Raw genomic sequence first — 17,376 nt, 5'->3', positions numbered from 1 at the left:
CCTGACGGCACTATTCTTCCCGCAGAACTATTTCCCTCTCAAAAGAACGGTTTGGTGTCAAGATGCACGGCGAAACGCGGCGAACGCGAGGTGTTGCCGCGTCAGGCCCGGTTCTGCGCGCGGCCCGAAAGGCCGGCGTGGTCCTGGGACGGATTCTGTTATACGTCCTGATCTGGGCCGGCCTTGCCCTGCTCATCGCCGCCGCGGGCATCCAATTCTATTGGGGCGAGATCTCCGTGAGCCAGATGATGCTCAACCTCGTTTCCGTGGAAACGGAAGGCGGAGGTGGATCCGTTGTCTGGGCGGGCATCCTGGGCATCGGTGTTGCTCCTGTGGTCATCACCGCCCTGATTGCCCTGTGGCAGTTCTTCCGACGCCGCAAGCGCCGGAAGAACCGCGGGGAGCCCCGCCGTCCGCAGTGGATTCGGCGCACCATCTCCGCCGTCTTGGTGTCCGCGCTGGTCATCGGCGGCGTTACCGCCTTTTCCACCACGGTTGGGGTGGCGGATTACATCAAGGCGGCCAACTCCGACTATGACCTCGCCGACTACTACGTGGAGCCGACCGTCACCGACGGCGAGCACAAGCGCAACCTGGTGGTCATCTATCTGGAGTCCGGTGAGGCAACGCTGGGGGACGACCAACTCTTCGAAAAGGACGCGTTCGCCCCCCTCAAGGAAGCCACTCCGGCCTCGGAGGGCTGGCAGAGCACTGAGGGGCTCCAGCAGTTTCAGGGCGGAGGCTGGACCATGGCCGGCGTCGTCTCCACACAGTGCGGCGTACCGCTGAAGGGCACCGGACCGGAGCCGAACGACGGTTCCGGCGAGGTAGGTGTAGGCGTCAGCACTTATCTGGGCGGGGCCACCTGCCTCGGCGATGTTCTGGCCGACCACGGCTACACCAGCGTCTTCCTGGGCGGCGCCAATTCCGCCTTCGCGGCTAAGGACATCTTCCTGAGAGGCCACGGCTACTCCGAGCAGAAGGGCCTCGCCGACTGGCGCTCCGCCGGTGAACCGGAGGAGAGTTTCCGCAGCGACTGGGGCCTGAGCGACGAACGACTGATGGCCCATGCCAAGGATAAGATCGACCTGCTGCACGCCGAGGCGGAGAAGACGGGCCAGCCGTTCAACCTCTCCCTGCTGACGCTGGACACCCATAAGCCGGCGCACGTCTTCGACTACTGCAACGTGGATACGCAGAACACTGACATCTCGGTGTTCTCCTGCTCCATGGCCCAGGTGGCCGGATTCGTGAACCACATGAAGGAAAAGGGATACCTCGACGACACCGCCGTGGTGATCATGGGTGATCACCTCAAACAGCTGAGTGCCGGGGACGCTTTCCACGAGCAGCTGGACGGCCACACCAGCCGCTCCATCTTCAATCGGATCTGGGTTCCCGGCCGCGACAAGAACAGCACTCTGCGCTCCGGCCTGGACCAACTGAACATGTTCCCCACGCTCCTGGAGGCCGCCGGCCTCACCCTGGAGGATCACGAGGCGGGGCTGGGCGTGTCCGCCTTCGCCGAGAGGGTTCCGGGAAGTTCGGCGCAGGCAATGGATCCCAATGACTATTTGGAACTGCTGAACTCGCATTCCCCCAAGTTCTATACGAAGGCCTGGGCGGGTGAAGACGTCCGGTAGCGCCCCTCCCCTCCCCTCCCCGGCAGCTCAACTCCGCGCAAATTCGAGCACATGACTACTCTGGGGGAATGGCAACAGTAATCCTCGTGCGGCACGGCCGCACCACAGCGAACGCCTCCGGCGTGCTGGCCGGCCGGACCCCCGGCGTCGACCTCGACCAGGTGGGCCGCGACCAGGCCGCGGCGACCGGCGACCGGCTCGCCGTCGTGCCCGTGGTCGGAGTGGTGTCCAGCCCGCTCGAGCGCTGCCGGCAGACCGCCCGGTTCATCCTGGACCGCCAGTCCGGCAGCCCGCATGCGCCGGTCGATGACGATCTCACCGAGTGCGGCTACGGCTCCTGGCAGGGCCGCACGCTCGAGGAGCTCGCGAAGGAGAAGCTGTGGGCCACGGTGCAGTCGCAGCCCTCCGCCGTCACCTTTCCCGGCGGCGAGTCCATGGCCGCGATGCAGGCCCGGTCGGTGGCGGCGATCCGGCGCCACGATGCCGCGTTTGAAGCCGAGCACGGGCCGGGGGCGGTGTGGGTGGCGGTGAGCCACGGGGACATCATCAAGTCGGTCCTCGCCGACGCGCTCGGCATGCATCTGGACCTGTTCCAGCGCCTCAGCGTGGGCCCGGCGTCCGTGTCGATCGTGCGCTACGGTCCCGGACGCCCCACCGTCCACGCGACCAACACGGACGCCGGGGACCTGTCCTGGCTGGCGGCCAGCACTGCGTCGGAGGATGCCCCGGTCGGCGGTGGCGCAGGGCACGCGGCGCCACGGGCCGGATGAGCCTAAAGTAGTCCTATGCCTACAACCGTTCACGAGTTCGCCTGGCCTGACCGCGTCGTCGTCGGCACCGTCGGCGTCCCGGGACAGCGCACGTTCTACCTGCAGGTGCAAACGGGGAAGCAGATCGTCAGTATCTCCCTGGAGAAGCAGCAGGCGGCCCAGCTCGCCGAGAAAATGGACGAGATCCTCGACCAGCTCATCACCATCGACGGCAACCCCTTCCACGTTCCCGCGAGCACTCCCATCGAACTCGTGGACAATGACGATCTTGAGCCGGTTCAGGAACAGTTCCGCGCCGGCGTGATGAGCCTGGGCTGGGACCCGACGACGGCGCAGATCGTCATCGAGGCCTACCCCCTCGAGGAGGTGGATCCGGACGACGACGGCTTCCTCGCGGACGAGGACGACGCTGATCCCGCCGAAGTGCTGCGGGTGCGGATGCCGGTCGGCACCGCCCGGGCCTTCACGAAGCGCACGCGCGAGGTCGTGGGCGCCGGGCGTCCGATCTGCGTGATCTGCGGCCAGCCGATCGACGCCGACGGGCACACCTGCACCTTCCCCGAGTCCTGATGCCGGCGCCCGACCTGGTGGCCGCCGAGCTGACGCTCACCGGCCGGATCACGACGGCGTCGAACGCCACCTTCCTGGGCAGCATCGGCGGCGCTGCCGTGGTCTACAAACCGATCGCGGGCGAGCAGCCGCTGTGGGACTTTCCCGACGGGTGCCTGGCCCACCGCGAGGTGGCCGCCTACCTGGTGTCGGAGGCTCTCGGCTGGAACATCGTGCCGCGCACCTGGCTGCGGGATGGTCCGTTCGGCGAAGGCATGGTCCAGCTCTGGCAGGACACGGACCCGGAGCAGACCGCGGTGGACCTGGTCCCGGCGGACGACGTGCCGGACACCGGCTGGAAGCAGGTCCTCGAGGGTGAGGACCAAAGCGGGCGGACCGTCGCACTGATTCACGAAGACACCCCGGCGCTGCGGCGGATGGCCGTGTTCGACGTGCTTGTCAACAACGCCGACCGCAAAGGCGACCACATCCTGGCCATGGGCGGCGGACACCGGTACGGCGTGGATCACGGGCTCACCCTCCACAGTGACCACAAGCTGCGGACCGTGCTGTGGGGCTGGATCGGCGAGGCGTTGAGTGCCGAGGAACTCGACGGCGTCGACCGGATTCTCTCGGGGCTGGAGGGTGAGTTGGGCCTGCAGCTGGCGAAGCTGCTCACCGCCGAGGAAATCGCTTCGCTCGCCGCGCGCTGCGTCCGGCTGCGCTCGGCCGGGCAGTTTCCGGCTCCCAGCGGTGACATGCCCGCGGTGCCCTGGCCGCTGTTCTAGAGAGTTGCGACTGCATGCTTCCTCATGGCCTTCGACTCGCCCGTGGGCACCTGGACCTGAGGCTCCCTGGCGGTCTTCATTCCCGCGCTGATGCTCGGCCGGCGGCCCTGCCGGGACCGCGTCCTGGAACTCGCCGCAGTGCGCGACGGCGACACCGGCCTTTAGCGTCTCCCTGATGTTTCCGGCGGGCCATCCATTCCTCCGTTCAATCAGGTAATCTCACTGCACGCTTAATCCACAGCCCAGCTCCGCGTTGCAATCCCGTTTCTCAGGATGAGAGCCATCCCTGCGGAAGGAACAACATGACGGATGTCAGTGAGCACCCTGCCAAGCGAACCAGTGCCGTGCCTCGTCTTTCCGACTCCCAATGGGAAAAACTCCTCGCCCTGGCCGCACCAACGGACGTGCTGGCCGGCGACTATGTTTTTCGCGCGGGGGATTTGAACTATCCAATGATCCTGGTGGAATCGGGGGCCCTTGAAATGGTGCGTGACCCGTTGTGGTGGGATGAAGAAACCGTTCTCAGCACTCTGGGGCCACGCTCGTTCGCCGGCGAGCTCGGGCTGCTCAACGGACAGTCCGCGCTCCTGTCGGCGCGGGTGAAGGAGTCCGGGCGCATCCGGCGGCTGGCCCGCGAGGACCTGCGGCTGGTCATGAATCAGGACGACGATCTTGGCGGGATTGTTCTGCATGCTCTGTGGGAACGCCGCGAAGCGCTTCGGCGAGGCCCCGCAGCCATGACGCTCAAGTTCATTGGGACGGAAGCGTCGAGTGGCTTGCTGGCTCTTCGGCGCTTCGCTGAACGTCTTGATTTGATTCATACCGTCTTCGTCGTCCCGCCTGACGGCATGGGTGCCCTCGACGGCCACGGCATCGCAGCCGATGATCTGCCGGCAGCGCTGATCCAGGGCAAGCTCATACGGCGTGCGACGCCGGGAACCATCGCCGAGCGCCTCGGGCTGAGTTACCAGCTCCACCATGAGGGGGCCACGGACCTGCTGGTGGTTGGCGGCGGACCTGCCGGGCTCGCGGCGGCCATCTATGCAGCCTCCGAAGGGCTGAGCACGGTGGTGCTCGACGCCGTCGCGCCGGGAGGGCAAGCGGCGTCGACCTCTCGAATCGAGAACTTCCTTGGTTTTCCCTTCGGAGTTGCCGGTGGAGATCTCATCCGCCAAGCGACCTTGCAGGCGATTAAGTTCGGGGTAAGAGTCTGTGCACCCTGCGAAGCGGTGGCACTTGAGACTGCGGATGAAGGCCTTCAGATCACGCTGGCCGACGGGGCCACCCTGCAGACACGCACCGCATTGATTACGTCGGGGGCAGCCTATCGAAGCCTGGGCGTGGAGGGGTGGGAGGACTTTGAGGGGTACGGCATCTATTACGCCGCTACCAGCCTGGAGGCGCGCCAAGTCGCGGGGCACCCGGTGGTTGTCGTTGGCGGGGCCAACTCCGCCGGCCAGGCCGCGCTCTATCTCGCCTCCCATGGATGCGCGGTTCATCTGGTGGTCCGGGGACTTGAGGTTGGGGCGCGGATGTCCTCCTACCTCGTGGACCGTCTGCGGCAGGATTCCCGCATCCACATCCATACCGCGTCAAACATCATTGGTCTGGAAGGAGACTCCGGCCTGGATTCGGTCCGCATCGACACCGCCGGGCCGGTCGATGCCCGCGGGCTGTTCTGCTTCATCGGAGCCGACCCTGCCAGCGCCTGGCTTCCCACCCTCGACCGAGACAATGCCGGGTTCATCCGCACCGGAACAGACATTGCGGTGCAGTCCCTGGAGCAGTGGCAGCCGCTGGGCCGCGAACCCATGCCCTTTGAAACCTCGGCCCCGCGCGTTTTTGCGGCCGGCGACGTCCGGCACGGCTCCATGAAGCGCGTCGCGGCAGCGGTCGGCGAAGGGTCAAGCGCCGTCGCATCCGTTCACCAAGCGCTCAGCGGCCCTGCCAGTCCCCTCGCCCGTCCGAACGCTACACGAGGACCGTTCCCTCGACGCAGCTCGTGACCTGTCCGCCAACCCAGATCTTCCCGTCGCGGAGACTGATGTGCACACGACCCCGGCGTCCGAGGACTGTTCCCTGCGCCGCCGTGTAGGGCGGCGCGGCCACGGCTGTGTCGATCATCCAGCGTGCCAGGCCCGCGTTCAGGCTGCCGGTCACGGGGTCTTCCCAGACGGGGTCCCCTCCGATGAAGGCACGCACCTCGAACCGGGTTTCCTCCGTGGGCTCCTGCGGGCCCACAACACCGATTTCCAGATCGCCTGCCTTTCCCGGGTCGGGCCGCAGGCTCAGGACTTCCCGTGCCGAGGAAAGCCGGATCCCAATCCACCGGGGGCCGTCTACCAGCCACGACGCATCCAGGATTTTCTCCCGCGGGATTCCAGAATCGTCGCTATCCGGCAGACGAGGGGCTCGTCAACGGGCCCGTAGCGGGTGAGCGGTGGCGCCTCGAAAGCCAGTTGCCCCTCCTCCGCTCGGCGGATCGAAATCAGCCCTGCCGCGCATTCCTGGACGAGTGTCCCGCCGGGCCGTGGTGATCCGCCTGCGTTCAGCCAGGCCTGGGCCGACCCCAGCGTTGGATGCCCGGCGAAAGGCAGTTCTTCCTTCGCGGTGAAGATCCTCACCCGGTAGTCGGCCTCCGGACTGCTTGGGGCGAGGAGAAACGTCGTCTCCGACAGGTTCGTCCAGTTGGCGAACTGCTGCATCTCCTCGGCACTCAGGCCGTCGGCATCGTGGACAACCGCCAAGGCATTGCCCCGATAGGGCTCAGAGGAGAAGACATCAACTTCGCTGTAGGGACGGACTTTCATGGCGCCACTTTAGTACGTGTCGTCCGGATAGTTGGGGCGCCGCGTTTCCTCGCCGTACGGGGTGGACAGCCGGGTCTGAGTGGTGTCGGCGGGGTCTTCCTGCTCCGCCTCGAAATCGTAGTACTGGCTGGAAACGCCGTACTGGGGGTCATATTTTGACCGCACCAATACGTGGTCCTTCGGGTGCTTGAGGCAGCCGGTCCGAACATCAAACCCCACTGCGTGGTACGGATCGATGGCGGAGGGTTCCGCATACTCGTAGTCGGCGGAGAATCTGAGGTCGCCCTTCTCGTATAAAAAGGACTGGTAGTCGGCTGAGCTGTCCTTCGTGACGAGAGTCCAGCCTTGGGATTTAACGTAGCTTTCCATGGTGTCCATGGCCTGCTCGGAGGATGCGGCGTCCGGGTAGTGTCCGCTTGCGTAGGTTCTGACCTCGGTCACCCGGTTCCAGTCATCGTTCTTGATGGGATCGAAGCAGGTGCCCTCCCTGGCGCTTTTCACCCTGATCGGCGAGGCGTACCCCAGGTCCTCCGCGAGCATCTCGTTCACGAACGGCTCGGTGTCAGCCAGGGACTCGGCGGGAGGGCGGACCGGATCCTCGTATTTGGCGTACGCGCATGAGCTCAGGCTCGCCACCAGAACAATCGACGCGGCGGCTAGGCAGGCAATGGGTTGAAGCTTCAGCATTGCGTAAAGTCCTTCCGATGCTGGCTAGTTGAGCGCAATGCTAGTCGATGCGGCGGACCTGGCAGCGCGTCGTCGTCGTCGGCAAATGGCAGAAGGACCAGAACCAGGAACAGGCCCACCAAGCCCGGCATGGTGTGAACTGTAAGCACACAGCCACTGACGGCATCGCGTCCGCTCACACAGAAAGAGAAACCCACCCCACCATGGCCACCCGCATCCTGATCACCACCGACTACCTCCACCCGGGAGATGCCGTTGACGAGCTCCTGCGCGAACACGATCTGGCGCCGGTTTACTCTCCGTTCCGGGGGTCGCGGACTCTGGAAGAACGTCTGTCGTTATTCGACGGCATATCCGGCGCGATCCTCGCCAGCGAGCCGGTCACCACCGATATGCTCGCCAGTGCCACCTCTCTGCAAGTCATCGCCCGCAGCGGTGTGGGCTATGACTCCATCGACATCCCGGCGGCCACCGCACACGGCATCACGGTATGCAACGCCCCCGGCACCAACCACCACTCAGTAGCCGAACTGACCATCGGGCTCATCATCATGACCGCACGCCACCTCGCGGATGTCTCCACCGCCGTCCGCCAAGGCCGCTGGCCCCGCGAAGCCGGCCATGAACTGCGCGGATCCACCCTGGGCATTATCGGTTTCGGTCCCAGCGGACGCGCCACCGCCAGTCTGGGTGTCGCTCTGGGCATGAACGTCCTGGTCAGCACCGCTTACCCCGATCGCGAGAACACCGCTGTCCGCTTCGTTGATTTCGACACCGTTCTGCGCGACGCTGACTACGTCTCCCTGCACACCCGCGTACACCACGGCACCGGCACGCTCATCAGTGCGCCCCGGCTCCAAATGATGAAACCCACAGCAGTGCTCATCAACACGGCGCGCGGCTCACTCGTCGATGAGCAGGCCCTGGCCCAAGCACTGCTCGACGGGACGATTGCCGGCGCCGCGCTGGATGTGCTCGAGAGCGAACCCCTACCCAGCGACAGCCCCCTTCAGGAACTGGACAACGTGCTCATCACATCCCACCTCGCCGGACAAACAGTTCAGGCCCGGGCACGCGCCGGGCTTGCAGCTGCACAGGCCGTCATCGACGTCCTCGAAAACCGCGAACCCGCTCACCCGGTCGACCATTATCCTCAGTTCCCTGACCATTCAGCAGCGCCTCTCGGCCGTTGCGGAGCCGCCGGCCGTGCCCGGCCTCCATGACAGTGGCCGGCAACTTCCGCTCCGGGGCCGGCGAGGGCGCCGCCGACCCTGACCTGCGCGGGGGTCTCCGGCCTAGGATGCTCATCAGGCCCCGGTGAAAGGTTTGAAGACATGACCAGTAACAGCCCGTTCACGATTGTGGTTGGCGTTGACGGCTCCGAGGACTCCCAGTCAGCCCTGGACTGGGCAGTGGACGAGGCCCGGCACCGCAACGGCCGGCTCCGCCTCATCACCGTCTGGGCCAAACAGCCAATGGCGTGGTACCCGGCGGTGCTCGAAACGGCGGCAGGCGGAATTGCCGTTGTGAAGTCCCCGGAAGAAGACGCAGCGGCGCTCCAAGCCCAGGCGTTGAAGTCCGTTGCAGAAACGGGCGTGGCCGCCAGCGGGACGCTTATTCACAGTCATTCACCGGCGTCGGCGATACTGGACGCGGCCCAAGAGGCCGATCTTGTGGTCGTCGGCTCACGAGGTCACGGCGGGTTTTCCGGGCTGCGCCTCGGGTCGGTTTCGCACCAGGTCGTCAACCACGCTGCTGTGCCAGTCCTGGTCGTCCCCTCAAAGACCCGCGCACGCGACCGTGGTCAGGCAGCCTCGCTGTAGGGGTTGAGTTGCAGTGGAGCTGAAGGCCCATGCGGAGGTCATCCCGGCCGGGATCTGCAACGTCGTTGCGGCTCCCTGGTTCGGGGTCAATGTCGACGCCGACGACGTCGTGCCCGCGGGCGGCCAGCTCGCCGCCCCACCCGGCCCGGGCAAGCAGCCGGCGTCGAGAATGCGCGCACCTCGGGGCACCAAGGCATCGATCAGCTGGGCTTCGCTGTGCAGGCCAGAAGGGCAAACCGCGAAGGGCCTCGCTGATCAGCGAGGCCCTTCGGGGTTATTTCATGCGGGTCGGGACCTAGAGATCCCGGCGGGTCCGGTTCACAACCTTGGACCGCACAGTAGCCACCAGCACAATGAACAACAGACCGTAGAGCACCAGTGGGATCGGCCCGGTCACGAACACGGAGTAGTCACCGTTGGAGGACAGCAGCGCATCGCGCATGCTCGTTTCCGCCAGCGGACCCAGCACCACACCAATCATCAACGGGGCCAGGGGCATTCCGTGACGGCGCATGATGAAGCCGACCAGACCAAGCCCGAGCAGCATCAGCAGATCGAAGACCGCCCCGGAGGTGGCGTAGACGCCCAGCCCGCAGAAGACGGTAATCCCGGCGTACAGGTACGGGGCCGGGATGAGGAGCAGCTTGGCCCAAAGCCCCGCGAAGGGCAGGTTGATGACGAGCAGCACCACCATCGCGATGAAGAAGCTCGCCAGCAGTGCCCAGACCAGGTCGGGGGATCGATCAAACAGCAGGGGGCCCGGCTGCAGGCCGTACTGCTGGAACGCCGCCAGCATGATCGCGGCCGTGGCCGAGACCGGCAGGCCCAGAGCCAGAAGCGCTCCCATGGCGGTGCCGGTGGTGGCGTTGCCGGCGGCTTCAGGAGCCGCCAGGCCACGGATCGCACCCTTACCGAACTTCGGGTTCTTGCGGCGGCGGTCGATGCGCCTTTCCACGTCGTAGGAGATGAACGTCGGAATCTCGGACCCGCCGGCGGGGATGACGCCGAACGGCAAGCCGATCGCGGTGCCTCGGGCCCAGGCCGGGGCTGCCTCTTTGAGCTCGGCGCGGGAGAGGAAGGGACGGCCTGCGGAGCTGATCTGCTTGCCGGCCGGATCCCGGCGTATCCGGGAAGCGATATGGAATACCTCGCCCAGGGCCAGAATGGCTACGGTCACGGTAATCAGGGAAATGCCGTCGAACATCTGGGGCGCACCGAAACTGAAACGTTCGGCACCCGAGAACGGGTCGATACCCACTGTGGCGATCCCCAGACCGATCACGAGGGCCGCGAGGCCCTTCACCGCTGAGTCTGAGACCACGGAGGATGTGGCAACGAAAGCGAACAAGGCCAGCGCAAAGAATTCAGCCGGACCGAAATTGGCTGAGAAATCAGCTAAGGCCGGGGCGAGGAACACGACGAGAACGGAGGCCACCATGCCGCCGATAAACGCGCCGATCGCTGCGGTTGCCAGGGCCTGTGGGGCCCTGCCGTCCTTGGCCATTTTGTGCCCCTCGAACGTGGACGCGATGGCCGAAGCCTGGCCCGGGGTGTTCATGAGGATCGCCATGGTGGAGTCGCCGAACATGCCGCCGAAATACACTCCGGCGAACATGATGAAAGCGGCAGTGGGGTCGAGGGCAAAAGTTACCGGCAGCAGCAAAGCCACCGCCATCGAAGAGCCCAGTCCCGGCAGCACACCGACGGCGGTGCCCAACAGGCAGCCGACGAGCACCCACAGCAGGTTCATCGGTGTCAGGGCTGAGGAGAAGCCTTCCATCAACAGGTTGATTGAATCCATGCTAGAAACCTCCTCCAAGGATGCCGGACGGGAGGCTGAGTCCCAGACCGATTGAGAATGCCAGATAGACTGCGCTGCTGATCAGCAGGGCAAGTGAGATGTCGAAGATGGGGCGGCGGCTGCCGAAGCCCTTCGCTACAAACCAGAACATCAGGGCGGCGGCGATGATCCAGCCCAGTGTTTCCAAGGTCAGGGCGAAGAGCAGGAAGCCTCCTGCGGTCCAGAGGACTGCTGACCAGTCCGTGAAGGTGCGGTAACGCCGGGAGGAAGTCTCCGTGGGGTGTTCCGGGGAACGCACGTAGTGCAGCGCCAGCAGAGCAGCCAGGACGTAACCGGCGACCATCAGGATGCCGGGGAAAAACTTCGGACCGGGAAAGTCCGTGCTCTCACCCACGTCCATCGTGAGGATTCCGACCAGCAGGTAAGTGCTGAAGGCCACCATAACGAGCGAGAGGAGCAGCCCGCTGCGACCGTCCCACCAGGAGGTGCGGACGGGAGGTTGTCCGTCCGCAATGCCGGTCTTTTCGATCGGCTGCTCCGCCGCATCTGCGGACGAGGGCACTGGAGTGCTCATCAGCCGATCTCCTTCACTAGTTCACCGATGCGCTGCTGCTCCGAGGTCATGAACTCGTCGAACTCGTCCCCGGTGAGGTACACATCGGCCCATTTGTTGCGCTCCACGGCGTCCTGCCACTCGGGGGTCGCGATGGTTTCCTCGATCAGGGTCCGCAGCTCCGCGAATTCCTCGTCCGTGATGCCCGGAGGTGCCACGAGGGCCCGCCAGTTGGCGAGATCCACGTCATAGCCCTGCTCGGTCAAGGTGGGGATGTCGACGCCGTCGAGCCGCTGCGGGGCAGCCAGCCCGAGGGCGCGCAGGCGCCCCGACTTGATCTGGTCCTCAACATCCTTGTACCCCGAGGTGGCAGCTTTAGCGGTATCCGTGATGAGTGCCTGCGCCGCCTCGCCTCCGCCGGATTTGGGAATGTACGTGGTGGTGGAGGGATCCACTCCGGCAGCCAGAGCAAGTTCGGTCATGACCAATTGGTCAAAGGTGCCGCCGCCGGTCCAGGCAATCGCCGCCGGGTCAGCCTTCCAGGCCTGCACGAGGTCGTCGAGCGTCTTGTACGGGGAGCTGGCCGGAACCACAACGACGTCGTATTCCTCCACCAGGCGGGCGATGGGCCGCACGTCATCGTGCGTCACCGCCGAGTCCAGCTGCGCCACTCCGGCGACCAGTCCGGCGCCCGTGACCATGAGGTTGTTTGCCTGCCCGGACATGGTGGAGAGCTTGCCGAGGCCAATAGTGCCGGCAGCCCCGGGGATGTTGACTACCTGCGTGTTATTCACCAAACCGTTGGCACGCATGGCCTGTTGCTGCTCGCGCATGAACGTGTCCCATCCCCCGCCGGCGCCTGCCGGAGCAATCAGGGTGAGGTTTGCACGAATGTCTGAACCGCCGGAAGCGGACTGGATGGAAAAGAAGCTGGCCAAACCGATCGTGGCGACAGCCACGATGCCATAGGCGGCCATAAAGATCGGATGCTTGCGGCGCGTGCCGGACCCGGCTCGATCTGGTGAAGAACTCACGAAATCAACTGTCCTTAGTGGGGGTGAAGGGACATCAAAACTGGCTAGTACTCAAAGTCGCATTAACCACCCAAAGAGCTTAGGTGATCCGCATCATATTGACGGGATCGGCCTGGCTGCCGCTCTTAATAAACTGCACCTGTTTTGCTTTTACTGCTCAGTGCGGAGAACCTGAAGAACAAATTCGCCCGCAGAATGAACTTTCCATCGTTCTTCTTCACCCCACCCACCTTGGAGACTTCATGACCGTCATCGTTGCTCGCACCAGCACTCCCGAGGGCGAGGCCGCACTTACCGCCTCCATTGAAGAAGCCCGGCGCCGTCAGGAAGACCTGATGGTTTTCAATCTGGAAGGCACCCAGCTCGACGCGGAAGGCGCCGAGCTCAACGGCGTACCGGTCACCTATCGTTTGCCGGATGCCCGCAATCACGACGCCGTGGGCGATCTCCTCGACGCCGCTGAAGAGGTCGACGCCTCCGCTGTGGTGATCGGTGTCAAGCACCGCAGCCCGGTGGGTAAGTTCCTGCTCGGCAGCGCGGCGCAGCAGATACTGCTCGAAGCCAACGCCCCGGTGATCTCGGTTAAGTCCCGGCGACTCTAAGGAGGACTAAAAGAGGGCGCCCCGCGGGCGGCCCTTTGAAGCGACTATTTCCCACATGCCCTGATCCATGCCAATCCGGCCCGGGTGTCGTCCCTGACTCAGCTCGCCGAGAAAATGGACGAGATCCTTGACCAGCTCATCACCATCGACGGCAACCCCTTCCACGTTCCAGCGAGCACGCCCATCGAACTCGTGGACAATGACGATCTCGAGCCCGTTCAGGAACAGTTCCGCGCCGGCGTGAGGTGCCCGCCACGGGCTGGAAGCAGGTCCTTGAGGGTAAGGATCAAAACGGTCGGGTTTTTGCCCTCGTGCATGAAAACACCGCGGCGCTGCGGCGGATGGTGGTGTTCAACGTCGTCGTCAACAATGCCGACCGCAAAGGCGACCGCATCCTCGCGATGAGCGACGGCCACACGTACGGCGTGGACCACGGGCTGACCTTTCACCGCGACCACAAGCTGCGCACGGTGCTGTGGGGCTGGATCGGAGAGGCGCTGATTCCTGAGGAACTCGACGGCGTGGACCGTGTTCTCTCCGGGCTGAGGGGTGAACTGGGCCAGCAACTGGCGAACCTACTCACCGCAGAGGAAATCGCTGCCCTCGCTGCGCGCTGCGCCCGGTTGCGCTCGGCAGGGTGCTTTCCGGCTTTCCGGCTCCGCGCGGCGGGATGCCGGTGGCGCCCTGGCCTCTGTTCTAGGGCAACTTTCGGTTAGCTCCGGGCCCGGACGCCCCAGAAAAATCGATTCAGCATTTTATCGTGATTAAAGATGGAAAGTGCCTTCCTGCCAACCCTATCGCGCTTACACGCTGTCCCGTCCGCTCATAGTTGACGAATTTGTTTTGGGGAGAACGCCGCGACAACAGAAACGAGGGCGTCTTGGGAACCTCAGAGGGGTTGCAGTTTCTACGGACCCGGCGTTCACCATACTGGCTAAATCATGTGTGAGCGTTGGCGTTCCGGATGACCTCGATGACCTTCTCCACTCGGTTCTTCAAGTCTAGAGGCCATACGTTAGCCCTCCCGCGCGTTGCGCACTTTGCAATCGCAACCTTGCTGGGCTGCTGAATACCAAGCCGATCACTCGCCAAGGGATTCGACCACCTGTGCTGCGGTGCTAATTCGCGTTTGGCGGTGGAGGGGTGCGCAGCGTGTATAGACGCACTAAGCACCGGTTCCGGAAGGTAATTCTCGATTGTGTAACCGGCAGTCACCCATGCAAAGCCCGTGGAGGGGTCTTCGTCTACGCCACTGATTACGCGTCGTTTACTTTCATTCAGGCGGGCACTTGCGTATTTCTTGTCGGAGTCAATCAGGACCACCACGTATCGGTTAAGGTTCCGCAGGGAGATGAACTCTTCAACTTCTTCGGCATCGAGTGGTGACAGTGCGCTAAGCAGCGCTCCACCGTAGAACATCACGGAATAGTGAGTTCCTTCAACGAACTGGTTTGGCGCAAGTTGTTCGATCCAATGCTTTAGGTAGATGCGATCCGAGGGCCCCTCAACCCACAGGACGGCATTTGTTTGTACGAGGTCTGAAGGGCGGTATCCGAGATCCGCACACACGGACGCTCGGTCCCTCGCAGCACCGGCAAAGCGAACACTTGAAACATCATCCTCGCGTGAAACATGGAATATGCTACCGAGTTGCGAATCCAACAAGTGCGCAGAATGAGTTGCAATAAAGTACTGGTTAGTCGTATTTGACACTAAATAGCGAAGAAGCTTTCGTTGCAGTATGGGATGCAAATGCACCTCAGGCTCCTCGATACAGAGAATAGAATCCTGAGTTATCGTCGCAGCGGCTGCAAGAATTACCACTTCATGAATACCGGTCCCAGTGTTCTCAATTGGCAGCGTATGGCCATTTTGTGTTATGTGGATCGTTGACAAGTCATGAGGTATATCGATCGTTATTTCCGCATTATCCAAGACCGCTCGCACGAAGTCCTGCAACTTAACGAAGACTTCCTTGTCTTTCAAGCGGTCCGTCGACGGGTTCTGCAACTCCAACAGTCGACGTTTGATACTAAGACCGTTCAGATCCGGCGCTTGGGTACTGTCGGCCGAGATTGTCCTTACACCTTCAACGGTGTACGCGGTAGTTAATGCAGTTGGTTTGGCGTTCAAAATCCATCCCAACACTCGACTCACATCCTGCTCCAGTGATCCACCACTTCGCCCGGACAGTGCTCCTGACAGACCTCCTGCAACATGGATGTTTTGAATCTCACTCAAAGTATTCCATGGATCATTTAAAGTATAGAATTGCCGCCCTTTTGTGATACCAAACCAGACACCCTTTTCGGGGGTCTGGCTAGCGAATCCCGGATCGCAGATGAACGCCTCGAGCAAACCTCGATGCCGCTCGGGTAGATTAGACACGTCCGGCCAGGCGAGGATATCTGCAAGCGCACAGAATTCGCGCGTTCGGAAGTCATTTTCGGACTCCCCAAGAGGGCGATCCCAGACCGAGCCAGCAACAGAACTATTAGTATAAGTATCAGCAATAACTCGCAGGATATTGGACTTACCCGTATTATTTTTCCCGACAATAAGATTCATCTTGCCGAGGGGCATAAGCGTTGCCGGGCGAGACGATGAAAAACTTCTATACCCCTGAAAGGAGAAACCATTAATGATTGTCATATCTCGATCATCCTACTGCAGAATCGTCGCCGCCCTAGCCCTGCACGCCGGCTAATGCATGGCGAAACTATTGCAACCAGCGACGATATGGTATCCAGGCAATGTTTACACCGGCTGATGGGCGCCGCGCCTCCAACGCAGATAGCAGTCTATCCATGGTTCCAGAACATCGATGCGGCCTGCCTGGAGGCGACGCTCCCCCCCTGTAGCACCACCCTTCATTCAGGGCCCGGTTGAACCGCTCAGATTTGCTAGGCTGCCACTGATGGGCTCACCATCCACAGCGACCAGAAGCTGCAGACCATACTGTGGGCCTGGATCGGCGAGGGCGCCAACCTCCTCCGAACTCGCGGGCCTAGACCGTGTCACCGAAGAATTTATGGGTGAGCTGGGCCGCAGGCTGGCGGGCCTGCTCGCTGTCGAGGAAATTGCTTCGCCCGCTGGGCGCTGCACCCGGTTACGCTCGGCTACCACCGTGACGTGCAGGGGATCCTGTCACCAGTGACTAAAATGCGATCGTGCACTATCGATAATATAGTCCCATTCCTTCGAAACAGCCCATTCAGGTTTTTTGACTTCCTTTTCCGCACCGGGATTAGGCCACCCTCTCTTAGAGCCAATTTGCAGCCTAGGCAGGAACCAGTTTTGGCTCGGATAATGCAGTCCATCACTTGTCAGGTACCACGGTGCCAAATCGGGTCCCGCGACTTCCACCAGGCCACTCTTGAATGGGAGGGAACCAGGAACGTTATTGCTGGCATCAACCGCGACTTTAATTCCCTTTTCAAAACGAGGAAGAATGGAATTCCAGTCGATTCTTTCGGCTAGGCCCCGCTGGCGCATGCGAGCCAGTTCCCCTGCCAAGTTTAGAGCCGCTCTGTCGAATTGGTCGGCTGGGTCCCAGACTACCTCTGCATAAATTCCGGAGCCGCTGGCACTAAGATGCAGCGCCTTGCATTCCTCCTGTGGCGTGGCTCCCTGATAGCTCGGGTTGTTATAACTCTGTAGCTCATTCGTGAGCCTCCACTGCAAACCGATATGAAGTCTCCCCGGTTCGTCCTCTGCCTGGACTACTATGGAGTCGTTAGCGAGAGCGCTTACGTCCGAAGCGTGTCTGAAGGATTGCAAAACGCGTTCGTGGGTGAAATCGCTTGCAAGGCCCTTGATGATCGTTTCCTGTTCAGCCAGCCTTGCATCATATAGCGAATTTATACGTTCTGACAGGGGCGCCAGTCGTTCGTTCAAGTCAGCGTGGACGGCATCTCGCACGTCCTTCTTCACATCTGCTGTGACTGATTGGGTGATGGCTTTGCGGAGCTTGGGTTCGAACAGCAGCAGTACGGCGGCGGAAAACACGGCTACCCCGAAACTCGTGCAAATTGACTGCCATACCGCGACGGCGTTGACGCCAAGGGCTGGAACGAAGAATGGACCCCAGAAGGCAAGGTAAGTGACGGCGGCGCCGAAAAGGGCAAGGACCGTCACCCATCCGAAATGAATCCCGGGCGCGGTCAGGGGCTTTGTTTCTTCCACAGGGAAACAGTACACGCCGCGAATGGTCGCAAATGCGCACACCAAAGTGCGGGCTCGTCGTTGCCATTGCCGTTCCGAGCGAAGACCCGTTTCACCATGGCCAGAGCGGTAGCGTCACCACGCACGGCGAC

The 17,376-nt window shown here is 62.8% G+C and carries 16 protein-coding genes and 2 pseudogenes; 10 read left to right on the top strand and 8 right to left on the bottom strand.

The window, feature by feature from the left end:
• The first annotated feature begins 62 nt into the window (after positions 1 to 62).
• The 5 genes from QNO08_RS01210 to QNO08_RS01190 all read left to right on the top strand — a co-directional run bounded on the left by QNO08_RS01210 (position 63) and on the right by QNO08_RS01190 (position 5,756).
• Positions 63 to 1,643 (top strand): sulfatase-like hydrolase/transferase, encoded by a 1,581-nt coding sequence (locus QNO08_RS01210; RefSeq protein ID WP_229967800.1) that lies wholly within the window; start codon positions 63 to 65, stop codon positions 1,641 to 1,643.
• 68 nt (positions 1,644 to 1,711) lie between these two features.
• Positions 1,712 to 2,413 (top strand): histidine phosphatase family protein, encoded by a 702-nt coding sequence (locus QNO08_RS01205; protein ID WP_229967799.1) that lies wholly within the window; start codon positions 1,712 to 1,714, stop codon positions 2,411 to 2,413.
• A gap of 15 nt (positions 2,414 to 2,428) precedes the next feature.
• Complete coding sequence (locus QNO08_RS01200) at positions 2,429 to 2,983, top strand: DUF3090 family protein (RefSeq protein WP_229967797.1); 555 nt, start codon at positions 2,429 to 2,431, stop codon at positions 2,981 to 2,983.
• Positions 2,983 to 3,750 (top strand): SCO1664 family protein, encoded by a 768-nt coding sequence (locus QNO08_RS01195; protein ID WP_229967795.1) that lies wholly within the window; start codon positions 2,983 to 2,985, stop codon positions 3,748 to 3,750. The genes QNO08_RS01200 and QNO08_RS01195 overlap by 1 nt, the downstream gene beginning before the upstream one ends.
• Before the next feature lie 302 nt (positions 3,751 to 4,052).
• Entirely contained in the window at positions 4,053 to 5,756 is a 1,704-nt protein-coding gene (locus QNO08_RS01190; RefSeq protein WP_229967793.1) for an FAD-dependent oxidoreductase, read from the top strand.
• Here QNO08_RS01190 and QNO08_RS17445 read toward each other — a convergent pair.
• Genes QNO08_RS17445 through QNO08_RS01180 form a run of 3 tightly spaced genes read right to left on the bottom strand, consistent with a single transcriptional unit; the run spans position 5,722 to position 7,247 of the window.
• Positions 5,722 to 6,069 (bottom strand): PhzF family phenazine biosynthesis protein, encoded by a 348-nt coding sequence (locus QNO08_RS17445; protein WP_331461796.1) that lies wholly within the window; start codon positions 6,067 to 6,069, stop codon positions 5,722 to 5,724. The two genes, QNO08_RS01190 and QNO08_RS17445, sit on opposite strands and share 35 nt — an antisense overlap.
• Positions 6,070 to 6,089: 20 nt before the next feature.
• On the bottom strand, positions 6,090 to 6,560 hold the full coding sequence (locus QNO08_RS17440; RefSeq protein ID WP_331461794.1) for a PhzF family phenazine biosynthesis protein: 471 nt from the start codon (positions 6,558 to 6,560) through the stop codon (positions 6,090 to 6,092).
• 9 nt (positions 6,561 to 6,569) lie between these two features.
• Positions 6,570 to 7,247, bottom strand: coding sequence for a hypothetical protein (locus QNO08_RS01180; RefSeq protein WP_229967791.1), 678 nt, complete (start codon positions 7,245 to 7,247; stop codon positions 6,570 to 6,572).
• A gap of 47 nt (positions 7,248 to 7,294) precedes the next feature.
• Between QNO08_RS01180 and QNO08_RS01175 the strand changes: the two genes are divergently transcribed.
• A complete protein-coding gene (locus QNO08_RS01175; protein ID WP_229967789.1) occupies positions 7,295 to 8,470 on the top strand; it encodes a phosphoglycerate dehydrogenase in 1,176 nt (391 codons plus the stop codon).
• A gap of 111 nt (positions 8,471 to 8,581) precedes the next feature.
• The gene (locus tag QNO08_RS01170) at positions 8,582 to 9,070 is read left to right on the top strand and encodes a universal stress protein (RefSeq protein ID WP_229967787.1); all 489 of its coding nucleotides are present in this window, start codon (positions 8,582 to 8,584) and stop codon (positions 9,068 to 9,070) included.
• A 295-nt stretch (positions 9,071 to 9,365) separates the two neighbouring features.
• Here the strand turns inward: QNO08_RS01170 and QNO08_RS01160 are convergent, their stop codons facing one another.
• From QNO08_RS01160 to QNO08_RS01150, 3 genes are read right to left on the bottom strand one after another with little or no spacing between them, the layout of a single operon-like run.
• The gene (locus tag QNO08_RS01160; protein ID WP_229967785.1) at positions 9,366 to 10,871 is read right to left on the bottom strand and encodes a tripartite tricarboxylate transporter permease; all 1,506 of its coding nucleotides are present in this window, start codon (positions 10,869 to 10,871) and stop codon (positions 9,366 to 9,368) included.
• 1 nt (position 10,872) lies between these two features.
• On the bottom strand, positions 10,873 to 11,445 hold the full coding sequence (locus QNO08_RS01155; RefSeq protein WP_229967783.1) for a tripartite tricarboxylate transporter TctB family protein: 573 nt from the start codon (positions 11,443 to 11,445) through the stop codon (positions 10,873 to 10,875).
• Positions 11,445 to 12,401 carry a Bug family tripartite tricarboxylate transporter substrate binding protein gene (locus QNO08_RS01150; RefSeq protein ID WP_229967994.1) on the bottom strand — a complete coding sequence of 319 codons (957 nt, stop codon included), beginning with the start codon at positions 12,399 to 12,401 and terminating at the stop codon, positions 11,445 to 11,447. The genes QNO08_RS01155 and QNO08_RS01150 overlap by 1 nt, the downstream gene beginning before the upstream one ends.
• A gap of 140 nt (positions 12,402 to 12,541) precedes the next feature.
• Between QNO08_RS01150 and QNO08_RS01145 the strand changes: the two genes are divergently transcribed.
• The 3 genes and pseudogenes from QNO08_RS01145 to QNO08_RS01135 form a co-directional block, all read left to right on the top strand.
• Positions 12,542 to 13,060: a universal stress protein gene (locus QNO08_RS01145; protein ID WP_331461793.1), complete on the top strand. Its 519-nt coding sequence runs from the start codon at positions 12,542 to 12,544 to the stop codon at positions 13,058 to 13,060.
• A 102-nt stretch (positions 13,061 to 13,162) separates the two neighbouring features.
• A pseudogene (locus tag QNO08_RS01140) lies at positions 13,163 to 13,300 on the top strand (DUF3090 domain-containing protein); the annotation flags it as partial.
• 2 nt (positions 13,301 to 13,302) lie between these two features.
• Positions 13,303 to 13,760: pseudogene (locus QNO08_RS01135) on the top strand (SCO1664 family protein); the annotation flags it as partial.
• Between the two features lie 239 nt (positions 13,761 to 13,999).
• Here QNO08_RS01135 and QNO08_RS01130 read toward each other — a convergent pair.
• Positions 14,000 to 15,712, bottom strand: coding sequence for an ATP-dependent nuclease (locus tag QNO08_RS01130; protein WP_229967775.1), 1,713 nt, complete (start codon positions 15,710 to 15,712; stop codon positions 14,000 to 14,002).
• 495 nt (positions 15,713 to 16,207) lie between these two features.
• A complete protein-coding gene (locus QNO08_RS01125; RefSeq protein ID WP_229967773.1) occupies positions 16,208 to 17,245 on the bottom strand; it encodes a hypothetical protein in 1,038 nt (345 codons plus the stop codon).
• Positions 17,246 to 17,376: the final 131 nt, after the last annotated feature.

The sequence above is a fragment of the Arthrobacter sp. zg-Y820 genome, assembly GCF_030142155.1.
Taxonomy (GTDB): Bacteria; Actinomycetota; Actinomycetes; order Actinomycetales; family Micrococcaceae; genus Arthrobacter_B.
Note: the sequence above shows the minus strand (reverse complement) of the source record. Positions and strands in the feature narration are given on the sequence as shown.